Origin of the sequence: Aquamicrobium sp. LC103, from assembly GCF_001014615.2 — a bacterium.
GTDB lineage: Bacteria > Pseudomonadota > Alphaproteobacteria > Rhizobiales > Rhizobiaceae > LBCQ02.
In genome coordinates this window covers 1-14583 of sequence record NZ_LBCQ02000004.1, presented here as the reverse complement: position 1 = coordinate 14583, position 14583 = coordinate 1, and the positions used below count along the sequence as shown (strand labels likewise).

Below are 14583 nucleotides of genomic sequence, written 5' to 3'. Positions count from 1 at the left end.
AGGCAGGGCGGTTGGCCGGTTTGAACGGGTCGCGCTGCTCGATTCTGCCGGAAAGCCACCATGCAGGCGGCCTCACCCGTCCTCCCCGCCGTTTGAGTTCGGCGGCCTCCGCCCATCCCAGATGTTTAGGTGTTGCACATGAAATCCGCGAACGGACATTGCATCTTCTGCAAGATCGCCTCTGGCGAGGTATCCTCGAACATGGTTTTCGAGACCGCCAGCATAGTCGCGTTTCTCGATATCAATCCGATCCGGCCGGGGCACACCCAGATCGTCCCGAGAGAGCACCATACCTGTTTTGACGAACTGCCAGGCGACCTTCTCTCGGAAATAGCTGTCGTCGGCCAGAAGATCGCTCGGGCGCACAAGCGAATCTACGGCGTCGAGCGCGTCGGGTTCGCGTTCACCGGAACCGACGTTCCTCACGTGCATGCGCATGTGGTGCCGATGGTGGCCAGCGACGATCTGACTTCCAGGCGCTATATCGCCGAGGAGACGGTCACCTACCGCATTCCGCCTCGTCCGACGAACGACGAGTTCGCGACCACTGCGGATCGCATTCGCGAATGCCTGAATGGCGGGTGAGTGTCCGCGCCAAACGCGGCCGGTTGCCAGGCAATTTTGCCCCCGCTACCGTATGTTGATGTCGCCAGTCGCTTTCATCATTCTCGGCGCCGTGATTTTCGGAGCGACCTTTGCAGCGTGGTGGTGGCTGAACGCCTTCGCATGCGGCATGAACCCGACGGGATGCGGAGAGGTCGAACTCCGTTGGGACGATTGGGAAGCGCTGCGGTTCTTCGTTCCAACCTTCGCCATCGGCGCCATGTTGATGGCTATTGGCTTCGTCAGGAAACGCGCTCGCTAGCGTTGCATCGGGATCGGCAACGTCAGCGACGATGAATGCGGAACCAAGCGTCCCCCTCCTCTTGGCGGATGATCTTCACCTGGTCACCGGCGACGCCGGCCCGAGACTCGAATCCCGCGGAGCGAGGGTGTCATGAAGGAGCCCGTTTCATGCTGAAGCCCCTGTGGTTCTGGATTCTCTTCGTGATCGGGTCCTCTATCCATCAGGCAACCAAGCTTCTCAACGGCTCCCAGGCTGACTGGGGAAGTATGCTCACGGCTTGCTTCTGGGTAGGCGTGGCAATGGTTGCCGTTCATAAGGGGATCGTGAAGCCGTGACGAGCACACATACGAGCGACAAGGCAGGTCGAAGAGAAAGACATGCCCCGCCCATGAACCGGTGCGGGTAAAAATGCCGGCAAAGCATTGAAAAGCAACAGCTCTCAGAGGAGAATGGTGCGGTCGAGAAGACTCGGCAATCAGCCGCAACAGGCGCATTTCCGCGACTTTTGTGTCCCACGGCGTCAATCAGCCGAGCATTAAAGATCAATATGTTACGAAGCCGGTGTCCCACGGCCGAACCCTGACTTTCTCCACTGAAATCGTCCGCTGTGGAAATCGTGGTGCCGCGTGTCGAGGAGGGCGGGAATCCATGCTGACGGAAAGTCGCCAAAGAGGCGCATGAGATAGGCCGGTAGGTAGTAGCGCACACCACAGCACTGAACCTGGACCAGATGCCCCTGATCGGCATTCTCACTGATCAACTTATAGAGCGCAAATCTCGGCGGTCGGTAGGTTTCTGGCATGTGAACGAAATAGGAACAAATGCCTTGCGCCGTCAATTAGGTGATGGCATGCTAATATGCACAGACACACGAAAAACGGTGATGACCATGGCATCGGCGCCCTCCCCGGCTCCCGACGGCGAAGCTTTGTCCGAAGCGGAAGCCCTGATTAGAAATTTCGACGGCGATCTCCGCTCCGCGATCGACGCTTTGATCTCTCGACAGCATGAGCTCAATTATGAACTCGCGATGGCGCTCGCTGCTGTCTCGCACGGCTTTTCCCGAGGATGGCACCTGCGACAGGCAAACGATGTCGAAACGCAAGGGTGAGCTTTCGACGGCGCGAATCGATCGTGAATGGCCGCATCAGGTAGCTATCCTCGACGACCTTTGCTGTCGCGAGAACTATTGGATCCTCGACGCCTTCTGCAGGGCACGTTCTGCATCACCGCGGGCGCGCTCAGTCATCGCAATCTGGCCCGATGGTAAGCTCGCCACCTTCCGCATTTATTGCTTCCAGGAGCGAGTGCATGCCCAGGAATTCATCAAAGCCTTCGGCGGAGAACCCTTCGATCCGTCCGATCGTGCTAAAGGCAGGAAAGATACATGGTTCCGCACTGATGAATGGCGACCGATCCTCGAAAGCGGGCCGCTTCGGGTGCCGGACTCGCTGCGAGGTTAATCCCGGCCCAGCCTTGTTCGAATAAGCGAGGAATCTTCAAAACAGGATATGCGTCCTTCGCTCGCACCTGTTGGCACCTTCGAACATTGGTGCGAGCATGACGGCTGCAAGAAGTGGGGGAGCTTCGGATATGCAGCAGAAAAGGAAGCGCCGCGGTGGTTCTGTTTCGAGCATCGACCGGCGGAGAACTAATCTCCAAGCCATCGCGGATATCCTCGAGGAGGCGCGAAAGCTTGCTGCTGATGCGGACGAGCTAATGCTGGAATACCTGATCGACATGGCCATCAGCGAAGCCAAGGAAGCCGCTATACGCAGCAAATGAAGAGGCTCGCGGCGCGGTCATAGCAATGACTCGCAAACATCGCCCGTTCAGCGCATAGTGCGGCATGCGCGACAAACGCCTCGACCAGAAGCTGGATTGCAAGACCTGCGGGACGATCTATCTCGACATCCCGGAGGGCGCTAAGGATGGCACTCCGATCCACTGCAGCACATGCGGCGGCTACCTTGGAACGTGGGGGGAGTTGCAAGACGATTTCGCGGAGCAATCGGATAGCGGCGTCTTCGACCTGAAGCGCGGTCAGATCATCGAAAAATAAAATCCAACCAAGATTGGCCCGCCCAAATTAACGCCAGCCTTCCAGAACCTCACGCATCGACGCCAGTTCAACCTGCTGGCTGAAGCGGGTGCGATAAAGTTCCATTAGCGCATCGTGAGTGTTATCAGCTGAACTGCAAATCGCATCCGTTACCAGCACCACTCTGTAACCACGATCAATGGCGCCGAGCACGGTAGCAAGGACACACACGTCGGTCTCGCCTCCGGTGATCACCAGCGTGGTTATGGTCGATCCCCGCAGCATTGCGTCCAACCTCCCCTCTGTCCAAGGCGAATAGACCCTTTTATCGAGAAGCTGTGCCGGGGGGACAAAGCGCATGAGCTGCGGCATTAGCTCAATCAGTCCATTGTCGACCTTGGAGAGCGTCACTTCCTCCCAGCGACGATAGTAAAGCCCCCACATGCCTGGCCCGTCGCCAGGGCGATCGGCGGGGATGAACCGTGTGAAGAGTGACTGGCTGGGATGGCTGGCTGCAAGTTCCTCGATTGCCGGCAACACCTTTTCCATCCACGGCACACCCCAAGGGCCGCCAGGCCAAAACAGGCGCTGCATGTCGACGCACACATGCAGGCACTCGGCACCTAGCGGCCCTTGGATCAACCCGTCTGCGGCCATGCAGGCTTCACGCTGCCATCGCCTTCTGATTAGCCGCCGTTTCCGCCAGCTTGGTAAGGTCGGTGTCGGTTTGCGATTCTTCCTGAAGTGTCTGGTCGAGCAATTTGGCCGCGTCATCCATGCCAAGCTCTTTTGCCCAGCGCCGTAGCGTGCCGTAGCGCGTGATCTCATAGTGTTCGACCGCTTGCGCTGCTGAAATCAGCCCGGCATCTAAAGCAGGCGTGCCCTTGAACTCCTCCATAATTTCCTCGCCTTCCTCGATGATGCCGTCGATAGCCGGGCAGGTTTTTCCCCTGGCCCTCTTGCCCATCATCTCGAACACGTTCTCCAACCGCTCGACGTGCGCCTCCGTTTGGTCCCTATGCTTTTCGAATGCGCCCTTGAGATCGTCTGATTGCGCGCCCTTCACCATCTTGGGTAGCGCTTTCAGAATTTTCTTCTCGGCGTAGAAAATATCCTTGAGGGTTTCGTGGAACAGGTCTTCCAGGTTCTTTTCTTTGGCCATCTCGTCTTTCCTTCTACGCCCCCTGAGCTCCCACAATATTCAGGAGTGCATTCGGTTCCGGACGGACGTAGGCGGGATAAAAATGTGATCACGGACGTGTAAAGACCAACCCGGCTGCCTCCTAGAACCTGATCGCCAGATTTGCCCTGAACCCATGGTCGTGGGCACCCGAGGCCAACTGGCCCTGGTAGGACAGCCCGAAAGTAGCGTCCGGGGTGAGGTCGAGATCAAGACCGGCCTCAATGACGGCGCTGTTCCTGGCGATCGGCCCGCCATCGATGGTGAAGGCGTCGCCGGCTGAGAAGGCATGGGTGCTTTCTGGTGTGGTGTCGCCAAGGGCGTGTCGCCAGCCCACCATGCCAGAGAGCGCGACCTCCATCTTGCCGAGGGTCACGGCGTGTTCGCCACGAACGCCGAGGGTGGTGAACGTCACATCGGTATTTCTGCCGCTACCAGTCAGCAAGGCTGCGCCGCCGGCCTCGGTGAAGCTGTTCGTATGAACATGCACATGAGCAAGATTGACAAAAGGTTCGAGACGCGTATCGCCCAGATCGATGCCGTAGCCCAGCTCGCCGAAGGCCTGCACCGTGCCGACACCGTAGCTGCCGGTCAGGCTGTCGGAGAGGCCGGGGATGGCGACCGAGCGATTGGTCTCGATGTCGTGCCAAGTGTAGGCCGCACCGGTGCGCAACGCGATATCGCCCCATTGAGTGCCGCCATAAAGGCCGAGATGGTAATTGTCGCTTGAGCCGGATGAGACCCGGTCATTGGCCTTGAAGGTCGAACGGCTGTAGCCGGCCAGAAGGCCGACGCGCCAATCGCCGACAAGACCATCCGCGCCGATCAGCAGACCGCCGATCGAGCGATCGAGGGATGCGGCGTTGTTATCGCTGTTGGTCGACCCCCAGGAGCCAAAACCGTGGCTCCAGAAGACCGGACCGGCATGATCGGCACCCACGGCCATCGGCGTCACGCCAGGGCCATAGGCCAGAACGGGTGCGTAGGAGGCACCCGCTACCGCAAACGCCGCGCGGATGCGGTCATTGGCGGCGTTGCGGATGAAGCGGCTGTCCTCGACTAATGCGGTCTGTACCGAGGCGTGGATCTCGCCCGAGAGCGCATCGAAGCTGGCACGGATCAGTTGGTCGTCATCAGCAAGCTGGGCGATGGCGTCATAGACGGCATGGCCAGCATTCAAACCTATGCCCTCGATGCCGTTTGCCGTGGCGATCTGGTTGCGGGTCGCTGCAGCGGAAACAAAATCACGATCGTTGCGCGTCAGTTCGAGATCGACGGTGCCCGCGCCATAATCATAGATCAGGTCCGGCGTCAGGAAGGCAAAATCCGAGGTCACTTCCCCGAACTCGCCATCCAGGGTTCCCGCCGACAGGATCGTGTAGGTCGAGCGCAGATCATATTCACCGGTGGCACCGATATGGGCGACCGTCCCGCCTTCGAGCGTGGCGGTCCCCGTCACAGCGACGCTGTCGCTGTCGCTGCCGCCCGGGGCTACTTCCACCTCGTAACGTGAACCGTCTTCGATCAGCAGATCGCCATCGACCTTGAGCCTGCCGATGGAGTTGCCCGGCGCCAGAATGCCGCCCGAGGCGATGGTCACCATCGAGCCTGCACCGGAGCCCACGGTGCCGGCGCCGCCGAGAACGCCACCGTCAAGGACGGCGAGGCTGCCGCCGAACGCCTCGTTGACGATCAGTGTACTCCCCTCGACCGTGCCCAGCCCGGTAAAGCCGGAACTGTCACCGGTCAGTTGCACCGCGCCGCCGCCGGTAAAGATGAGATCGCCCGCGCCCGAGATCGCGCCTGCATAGGCGCCGCCGTAGTTCTGATCGAAGGCGAAGGAAGCGCCCGTCCCGAGCGCCAGATCGCCCGAAAAGCGCTCCGACGCCGAAACAAGGCCCCCCGCCTCGACCGTCCAGTCGAGCGACGAAGCGCCATCAAGCGCGAGAACGCCGCCGCCGCGCTTGATCATTTGGCCGTCCGTGCCGCCGAGGCCGGCAATGTCGCCGGCAAAGGCTGCATCGGCGCCCTGGTCGAAGATCACCGTCGAAGCGTTGCGGATACTGCCTCGAACGGACGCGGCATTGCCAACCAGCGTGCCTGCTTCCACCAGCGCATCGCCCTGATAGCTGTTCACGCCCGAGAGCGTCAGCGTGCCGGAGCCCGTCTTTACGAGGTCGCCCGAACCCGAGACGGTCCCAGTCAGGCCGAGCGTCGTTTCGGCGGCGACATCGAAGCGCCCCGCCGCATCGAGCGTCACCGCGCGCGCCGTGTCGAAATTCGCCGAGGTGTTCAGAATGCCGCCGGAAAAGATCAGGTCGCCCGAGGCCGCGCCGAGATGCGCGTCCGAGAAAACCGAAAGCGTACCGGCGCGTAGTTCCGTACCGCCGGCGTAGCTGTTCGCACTTTCCAGAATCAGCGTGCCGAGATCGGTCTTGACCAGGCGAGACGACCCGGTCAGCGACGAGGCGATGGTCGCTGTCGTGGCAGCGCCTCCAGCCGTACCGTCGCCGACGCGGATGATGCTTTTGCCGCCCATGCCTTCGAGCGAGATGGAATCGCCTTCGATGCGATAGCCGTCGGTGACGAACTGCATGCCGGTCGCGCCGATCGCGCCGGCGCTGGCATCGACCGTGACGGTTCCCGTCCGTCCCTGGAAGATGGCGAATGTCGGATTTGGCCGGTAGGGACCGTTGAGCGCTCCGTCGATCGTCGTCCAGTTACGCCCATCTGCCCGCCATCTCCCGGAGCCGCCGTCGATGGCGTCATTGTCCCGCAATGCCGCGTCGCCACCGTCCCAGAAGCCGAGCTCTGCCCCGGCGCTGGAAACCAGATTGACCTGATTGGCGGCCGAGGTCTGTATGAAGAGAGCATCCGGTTCGATACCGGCCGGCGTCGAGCCGATGGCGAGGCCCTTGTCGGTCAGACTCCCTGCGTAATCGAAAAGGCGATAGACGCCGATCCCGAGCCCGCCCCGGTCGATCACGTTCAACGAGCCAGCCAGCGTCAGATCGCCGGCGACATCGAACAGCGCCTCTGCGGGCGCGCCGCCGAGGGTAACGTTCACGTCCGATCCCGCATCCAGGGCAAGATCGCCGCCGATCGTCAGCGTCGAACCTTGCGTGCCCGAAAGGACGCCGCGATTGGTGAGCCGCACATCGCCGGTTATCGTGCCCGTTCCTGAGACCGCACCTTCACCCGTGGCGTTGACGTTTCCACCAAATATTCCGTCGGCCTGAAACCGTCCGCCGGTCACCGATGCCGCCCCGTTCAGCCGATCGGCGACGATCAGAGAGCCTCCGGAAACAGTCGTCATACCCGCGAAGGCGGAACTATCCCCGGTGAGGCGCGTGATTCCCGCATATTGGTTGATGCTATGGTGACCTATACGCGTGCTCGCCAGCGACGGCTCGAAATCGTATGCGCTTTCGGTATGATTGAAGTTCAGCGCACCGGCACCTATGCCGAACTCGACCCGCCCGGCATGCAGTGCTCCCGCCCCGATCGCATCGCCCGGATCCGCCGAGGCAGCACCGATATTGATGGTCCCGATCCCAAAACCATCTCGCGCCAGCGCAATGCTACCCGAGCCGTTTGCGACGGAGACGCTGCCGCCATCCGAAACGCCCAACGAGCCGATGCCCGCAGCGCCGACGGAGACAGTGCCGGAGTTGGACCAGACCGAACCACTGCCCGAAACCGCCACGGTGCCGGACACCCCCGACGCAAAGCCCACATAGCTCGAGCTGTTCTCGACCCTGCCACCACTCTCGATGGCCAGTTCGCCATTACCGGAACCGCCGATCTGAAGGATGCCGGAATTGGTCCAGAGCGAGCCTTCGCCCGAAACGGCCACCGTGCCCGACGATCCCGACGACAAGCCCACATAGCCGTTGATGTTCTCGACTTTCCCTCCGGCCTCGATGTTCATCGTGCCGCTGCCAAGCTCGCCGACCACCAGGAGGGAGTTGGACCAGACCGAGTCGTCGCCTGAAACCATTACCGTTCCGGTCGAGCCGGTCCCGTTGCCCACATAACTCCAAATGCTCTCGACCTTGCCGCCATCTTCGATGGCCAGCGTACCGGTGCCGCGCAAACCGACATTGAGGGCCCCGTGGGTAGTCCAAATCGAACCGTCGCCCGTAACAGTCACCGCACCGGTCGAGCCCACGTTTCGGGCGACCGAAAGTTCGGTGGCGCTGACGGTGCTACCGCCACCGATGTCCAGCGAACCTTCGCCGCCGAAACCGACCACCAGCTCACCGGTGTTTGTCCAGGTCCCTCCACCGGAGAGCACGGCAGAGCCGGTTGAGCCGGCCCCGGAACCAATATGCGCACGGGCATTCTCCACGAGACCGTCATCCGCGATCTCGAGCGCTCCTGTGCCATTGCCTCCGATCGTGAGATTGTTGCTGTTGCTCCAGCGCGAACCGCTTCCCGTCACGGTGGCTGAACCATTCGAGCCGATGAATTGTCCGATGGTGCTAGACTCGCTCGTAACGATGCCCCCGCCGGTAACCGTCAGGGTGCCTTGCCCCTCTCCGCCAACGGCAAGTGTTCGCGCATTTTGCCAACTGGAGGTCGGACCGCCGACGTTGACGGTGCCTATACCGCTGGACAGATTACCGATGTGCCCATAGGTCGACGTGACGGTGCCGGCGGCGGCGATGTTCAGGGTTCCGTTCGCTCCATATCCGACATGCAGGTTTCCCAGACTCCCGTTGTCGAGAATGTCCCATGACGAGCCGCCGCCGGTCACCTTCACCGTACCGGAACCCCTCCCGGCACTGCCTATAATGCCCTGGGCCGACGTGACGCGGCCGGCGTTCTCTATGTTGAGTTCACCGACTGCCTCCATGCCGACGTTCATCGTTCCAGACGTTGTCCAGTGCGAACCCGCTCCCGTCACCGTCGCGATACCGGTGCCGTTCGCATATCCGCCGAGGACGCCGTTGGCCGTCGTCACCTGACCTTCGTCGGCGATCCTGAGCGTGCCCGAACCGTTATAGCCAAGGGTGACCGTAGTCGCTTCGAGGGACGACCCGCTGCCGGTCACAAGAACCGAACCGTCACTGACAAACCCGATGTCGACGAACCGGGCGCTGGCGGCTCCTCCGGCTGAAATATCGAGCGTGCCCCCTCCGCCGGCTCCGATATAAAGGCGATCGGCATTCTCGAACATCGATCCCGAACCGGTCACACTAACCGTGCCGTTCTTGCCGTAGGCCTGTCCGACGATCGCCTGGCTGCCGGTCAGCACCCGTCCGCCATTCTCGATCGCGAGCGTGCCGTCGCCCGCAAGCCCGACCGTCAGATCGGAAGTGGACCAGAGCGAGCCGGGGCCAGTTACGGAGACCGTTCCGGCCGCGGTTTCGGACGTTCCTATGATGGCGTTGCTGCTGTTGAGAGTCGCCTGGCTCTCGACCGTCAGAAATCCGGCGCCGGCAGCACCGATATTGAGGAAGCCGGCGTCCCAGACCGCGTCCGCGCCGCGCACGAACGCCGTGCCTTGCGAGCCTGAGAGGAGGCCTATGTAGGTTCGATTCGAGGATGCCTCGCCGTTCGCCACGGTGAAATGGCCGGTTCCCTGCCGCCCGATCACCAGATCCTCGCTTCGCCAGCTTGTTCCCGAGCCGACGAGCGCTGCCGATCCGACCGAACCGGCACCAAAGCCAAGGTAGAGGCGTGTGGCACTGGCATCGCCGCCGTCTCGAATGATGAGGGATGCCGTATGATGATTGCCGACGATGAGATCGCCGGAGATATCCCATGGGCTGGAATAGTCTTGGGGGACGTAATGTATATTCCCGTCGTCGATGACTTGCTGCGCGGTCGCGGGAGACGGATTGGAAAGACTGACGACGCCGATGATAGCGCTCGAAGTGAGGAGTGCAATCCGAAGGCGCTGCTGTGAACCCGGTCGGGGTTTTTTATCGATAGGGTCGCGGAGACCTGTGTTCGCGCTGAAAAGAGTAGCTTTCTGCATATCCGCCCCTGCGTTCGCGAGGGCATCTAAGCAAAAACGCGCAAGCCCTGTGTTTGAGGGCATTGCATATCAGTGTTCGGGAACACGATTTTGATCGCTATTGCGGCAGGTCACTCGAAGGCGACAAAGATGGTGGCGTCTATGGCGCCTTCCTCGTTCCAGGGCGGACGACGATGGAACTCGTAGGCGGGGCACGCCGTCAATCGGCGCCGATGCGTCGTCATCCAGAGGCTGCAAATTCCGAAAACCGCGTCAGCCACGACGGAATGGAGGCCCGAAACGTCAAGGCTGGCGTATTCGCCGCTGCGCACGACGTCGGCACGAAACGGTCCGGGAACGCCGGACAGACGTCTCTCATGATCGAGAATGCAGCAATCATAGCGAATGAGGTGCTGGGGCGTTACCCCGGGGTCCTCGTAGAAAATGCCCACTGCCTGCCGGTCCGCAACATCCAGACCTGCGCGTTGCAAGACCGTTGCGAAGGTTCGCCAGTAGGCCGGGACATGGGAGTAGCCCCCTTGAAACCTCATGGCGAGAACGGGAAGATCGCGGTGCCTGTGCGGCTTCGTTGCCTCCGCGAAAGCCCGATGGCGGAGACCGGGGTGGGGAGTTCTTGTCGTGGCAAGCAACCTTGCCTTGCGGGGCGGCACGCCGAACTGCCGGACGAAAGCGTGGTTGAAGGCCGCCTGGCTCCCGTATCCCGTTTGCAAGGCGATATCGAGGATGCTTTGGTCGCTGCGGGCAAGAAGCGCCGCAGCCAGGTTCAGACGTAGACTGCGCTGGTAATTTCCCAGCGTATCGCCGACGGCGCGTTTTAGCCGACGGTTGAGCTGGAACGGGCTCAGACCCACTGAGCTCGCCAGGTCGGCAAGGCTCAGGCCGGGAGAATCGATCGCCTCCACGCGGGCCAGAATATCGATGATTTCATTGTCATCCAAAGCTTGCGGTGTGCGAAGGCCGAATTCCGTCCCGGAGTTCGGGAGCAACAAGTGTTCCATCCAACGAATTGCCTGCTGATTGCAATGTCGGCATCGTAAGCTTCGTTGCGCCATATTCATATCTCTCGGCGCGCGAATATCTTCACCGGGGTCTGCAGTCAGGTGCCTTTCATTGCAGGGATCGTGGATTTGGGGCGATGTCGCCACAAGGCCTGCCAGTTGGCCTCCGCTTCTTTGGCGAACTCACTCATGGGGTTGTCTTCCATATGCCAGCCGCCACGTGTTAGTTTCCCGGCGAGATGTAAGTCCTGGGAGACGGGAATGTCTGGCGGCGGCAAGGCAATTCTGACGATCCTCGTGTTCAGCGCTCTGATCTGCCTAGGAGTGGCGATCGCGCTGGACTGACGCTGAGATTCTGGCGTGCCAAATCAGCTTGCCTTTCTGATCCTCGTAAGCGCGGCTATCAGCGCATCCTTATCCCGCACGCCCGACGCGAAGAGTTCGATGAGCAGCTTCGCCCTGTCATAGCGGTCTTGCTTCGTTTCGCCGGGGAACGCACCTTGATTGAACAGAGCCTCGATAACTGCGGCGTCCATCGAATCGATATTGTATTCTTGGAGAAGGTGTCGGAGTGGCATGAATGCTTCCTTGCCTTTGGGGCGAAAGCACGATGACCGCTCACCCCCGGAAGCGTCCTGAATTTTGGCTACCGATACCGGAGAAGATAGCGGAGAGCACATCGAAGTCGAGAGGCCGGAGAATTGTTTCTGTCGCCCGTATGCTAAATCGGCACCAGGCTCGTCCGCCTAAACTCTCCTTATCCAGGCGGGGGCCACCTTCGCCTACTGACGACCTCTATCAGTTCTTTTTCACCGGTGATGCCGATGATGTAGTTGGCAACAATTCGCGCAGCCCGAACATCGCGCTCGCGGTCGCTCTCGCCATACTCGGCGGTAATATCCAGCACCCTCTCCAGCAGCATCATTTCAGCCGGGTCAAGCACGCGGGCGTCGAGAGCGTCGTGTCTATAGGGCATGATGAAGAAGTAGAACCTGGCACCACACCGTCAATGTCTCAAAACGACAAAAAGACCCCCGGCCGTACGCAGACAAAGGAATCTTCCAGGCGTGTGGATCCTCTGCAAGGAGGCTCGCCTAATATCCGCAATTGCTTAAATTGAGATGCCGTGCCACAAATTAAAGGCTTTGCTGTCTGTAGAAGCAGGCACGGTTCGGCTTAGGCGACCGGAATTCATCAACTCCGGAGAATGCCAATGAGCCTTTCCGATTATCCTGCGATTGCCCTTCCGACATCCGAACAATTGCTGCAATCAATACCTGCGGCGGTCTATCTGACTGACGCGCATGGGAGGATCACCTTTTACAATAACGCTGCAGCAAAGCTGTGGGGCGTCCACCCCGAGATTGGCAAAAGCGAGTTCTGCGGATCATGGAAACTCTATTGGCCAGACGGCACCGAACTGCCGCATGACCAGTGTCCAATGGCGCAGGCGCTGAAGGAGCGGCGGCCGATAGTCGGAAAAGAGGCGGTTGCTGAACGACCGGACGGCACGAGAGTGCCCTTCCTACCATTCCCGACGCCGCTCTTCGATAGCGCTGGACAACTGACTGGCGCCATCAACATGCTCGTCGACCTCAGTGAACTCAAGGACGCCGAGACCAGCTCTCTCCGGCTGGCAGCTATTGTTGAATCCTCAGACGATGCCATTCTGGCGAAGGATCTGAATGGCATCATCACCGATTGGAACCGCGGCGCCGAGAAGATATTCGGCTACACAAGGGAGGAAGCTGTCGGGCAGTCGGTGACAATGCTGATCCCCGAGGACAGGCAAGATGAAGAGCCGGACATCTTATCGCGAATTCGGCGGGGAGAACGTGTCGACCATTACGAGACCGTACGTCGGCGCAAGGACGGTACGCTCATCGATATCTCGCTGGCTGTCTCTCCCATTATCAACCGACACGGACGTGTCATCGGTGCATCGAAGATCGCGCGAGACGTTACCGAAAGACGCAGGGCGGAAAATCAGAAGAACCTTATTCTGAGAGAGATGAATCATCGGGTGAAGAATCTGTTCACCCTCGCCGGCAGCCTCGTGGCGCTAAGCGCTCGAACGGCAAATTCGGCAGAGCAACTAGCGACATCCGTGCGCGAGCGCTTCACGGCATTGGCCCAAGCGCATTCGCTGACGCTTCCCGTCGTTGGAGATAGTGGCGGCGGAATGCCCGTCGCGACAAGCTTGCATGCACTCATCGATGCGATTTCCCGCCCATATACCCAAAGCTCCGATGCGTCGCTGCCCCGTGTTGTGGTAACGGGTGAAGATATCGTGGTGTCAGGCCCTGCAGTAACCCACTTGGCGCTTCTTCTGCATGAATTCGCGACGAATGCAGCCAAGTATGGCGCTCTTGCAAATTCGGATGCCTGTGTGGCTGTTAGCTGCGCGCAAGCGGATGAAGACGTACATATCATTTGGAAGGAAGACGGCGCCTTCCCGTCAAATTATACTCCCGACAACGAAGGCTTCGGCACACTGCTAACCAAGGCTGCGATCTCCGGTGCTCTGGGTGGTGAGTTCAGGCGCGAATTCACATCCGAGGGGCTGACGATCACAATCCGAATACCCAAAGACCGCTTGATCGAGTGATGAGGAACCAACGTGCTCCAGATGGGTTCTCGCCAAAACCCCCGGGAGCGTGTTTACATGCCGCGGTACTTCTTCCACACCCACGACGCTGACGATGAGGTTGGCATCGAATTGCCCGATGCGCATAAAGCTTGGGAACAGGCGGTAATGGCCTGCAGCGACATGCTCAGCGAAGCAGATGGCGAGCTTATCCCAAATTCCACGCTCACGATGAACGTCACCGACGAGGCGGGCGAGCCAATCGCTCAGATGCGATTTTCCGCTCGTGCATTTGTAAAGCTCTAGCATTTCTTTGTGGAATGGGATCGCACTCGATGTAGCCCGTCGCCTGATCAAGTTTGGCAACGACCGCGATCGGCTCAAGCGTGAAGCAAAGCATCTGTGGACGTAACGCGGAAGCCAACATAGTCGGGAACAATCAGCCAGCGCGGTAGTTCGGATCGCGCGACGGGTCTTTCCAACGCTCTCATACGGCCTTTCGCGACAAGGGAGTCGGGGAAGGTCGTCCCTATGGTCTTCCCCGACATTCAGGAGCATAGTCGTTTTGCCGGCACCGGCCTGTTCCGGCATGAGGCCCGCCGTCCCAGCCCCCCGCTTTTTCCCACGGCGGGCCTCTTTCTATGGCTAACGTGACAATGCCGCGGTTCAGGCGCATCATCACACCGCCGATACAAGCCGCATCGGCATGAGGCCCGTCATCTGCCTTTACCCGAGACGTCTGGCGGGCCTCTCTTCTCTCGGTGACATTTCTGATAGCTTCTGGCAGGCTGACCAGGTCGGTACTGGCCTGTTCCGACACGAGGCCCGTCACCAAACCTCTCTAGTCAACACCCTGGCGGGCCTCGCTCTCTGGGTAACGGGGCCAGAGATGTTCAGCGCCCCGCCACCTGTGTTAGCTTCCTCATGGTCATGCCAGTTCATGA

General features: G+C 60.3%; 14 protein-coding genes. 8 read left to right on the top strand and 6 right to left on the bottom strand.

Features of this window, described 5'->3' with window-relative positions; all coding sequences use genetic code 11:
• The first annotated feature begins 138 nt into the window (after window positions 1-138).
• From XW59_RS08810 to XW59_RS08790, 6 genes are all read left to right on the top strand, one after another.
• The gene (locus XW59_RS08810) at window positions 139-585 is read left to right on the top strand and encodes an HIT family protein (protein WP_047144600.1); all 447 of its coding nucleotides are present in this window, start codon (window positions 139-141) and stop codon (window positions 583-585) included.
• Between the two features lie 429 nt (window positions 586-1014).
• Window positions 1015-1182 carry a hypothetical protein gene (locus XW59_RS29320; protein ID WP_170990117.1) on the top strand — a complete coding sequence of 56 codons (168 nt, stop codon included), beginning with the start codon at window positions 1015-1017 and terminating at the stop codon, window positions 1180-1182.
• A gap of 548 nt (window positions 1183-1730) precedes the next feature.
• On the top strand, window positions 1731-1958 hold the full coding sequence (locus tag XW59_RS08800; RefSeq protein WP_136068101.1) for a hypothetical protein: 228 nt from the start codon (window positions 1731-1733) through the stop codon (window positions 1956-1958).
• Window positions 1939-2310 carry a hypothetical protein gene (locus XW59_RS08795; RefSeq protein ID WP_136068080.1) on the top strand — a complete coding sequence of 124 codons (372 nt, stop codon included), beginning with the start codon at window positions 1939-1941 and terminating at the stop codon, window positions 2308-2310. Before XW59_RS08800 ends, XW59_RS08795 begins: the two co-directional genes overlap by 20 nt.
• Window positions 2311-2440: 130 nt before the next feature.
• Window positions 2441-2632, top strand: coding sequence for a hypothetical protein (locus tag XW59_RS29315; protein ID WP_047144598.1), 192 nt, complete (start codon window positions 2441-2443; stop codon window positions 2630-2632).
• Window positions 2633-2696: 64 nt separating this feature from the next.
• Window positions 2697-2909: a hypothetical protein gene (locus tag XW59_RS08790; protein WP_047144597.1), complete on the top strand. Its 213-nt coding sequence runs from the start codon at window positions 2697-2699 to the stop codon at window positions 2907-2909.
• Between the two features lie 27 nt (window positions 2910-2936).
• On the opposite strand, the gene XW59_RS08785 is transcribed toward XW59_RS08790, so the two are convergent.
• From XW59_RS08785 to XW59_RS08760, 6 genes are all read right to left on the bottom strand, one after another.
• Window positions 2937-3545, bottom strand: coding sequence for an isochorismatase family cysteine hydrolase (locus tag XW59_RS08785; protein ID WP_082137496.1), 609 nt, complete (start codon window positions 3543-3545; stop codon window positions 2937-2939).
• A 7-nt stretch (window positions 3546-3552) separates the two neighbouring features.
• Window positions 3553-4050, bottom strand: a complete 498-nt coding sequence (locus XW59_RS08780; protein ID WP_047144596.1) for a ferritin-like domain-containing protein — start codon at window positions 4048-4050, stop codon at window positions 3553-3555.
• Window positions 4051-4171: 121 nt separating this feature from the next.
• Complete coding sequence (locus XW59_RS08775; protein ID WP_170990116.1) at window positions 4172-10054, bottom strand: autotransporter domain-containing protein; 5883 nt, start codon at window positions 10052-10054, stop codon at window positions 4172-4174.
• A gap of 110 nt (window positions 10055-10164) precedes the next feature.
• The gene (locus tag XW59_RS08770; RefSeq protein ID WP_052958070.1) at window positions 10165-11052 is read right to left on the bottom strand and encodes a helix-turn-helix domain-containing protein; all 888 of its coding nucleotides are present in this window, start codon (window positions 11050-11052) and stop codon (window positions 10165-10167) included.
• Window positions 11053-11420: 368 nt separating this feature from the next.
• Window positions 11421-11630: a hypothetical protein gene (locus tag XW59_RS08765; protein WP_047144595.1), complete on the bottom strand. Its 210-nt coding sequence runs from the start codon at window positions 11628-11630 to the stop codon at window positions 11421-11423.
• A 179-nt stretch (window positions 11631-11809) separates the two neighbouring features.
• Window positions 11810-12028, bottom strand: a complete 219-nt coding sequence (locus tag XW59_RS08760; RefSeq protein WP_047144594.1) for a hypothetical protein — start codon at window positions 12026-12028, stop codon at window positions 11810-11812.
• Window positions 12029-12265: 237 nt separating this feature from the next.
• Between XW59_RS08760 and XW59_RS08755 the strand changes: the two genes are divergently transcribed.
• Both XW59_RS08755 and XW59_RS08750 read left to right on the top strand, forming a co-directional pair.
• Window positions 12266-13660 carry a PAS domain S-box protein gene (locus XW59_RS08755; protein WP_052958069.1) on the top strand — a complete coding sequence of 465 codons (1395 nt, stop codon included), beginning with the start codon at window positions 12266-12268 and terminating at the stop codon, window positions 13658-13660.
• Window positions 13661-13717: 57 nt separating this feature from the next.
• Window positions 13718-13945 (top strand): hypothetical protein, encoded by a 228-nt coding sequence (locus tag XW59_RS08750; protein ID WP_047144592.1) that lies wholly within the window; start codon window positions 13718-13720, stop codon window positions 13943-13945.
• The last annotated feature ends 638 nt before the right edge of the window (window positions 13946-14583 follow it).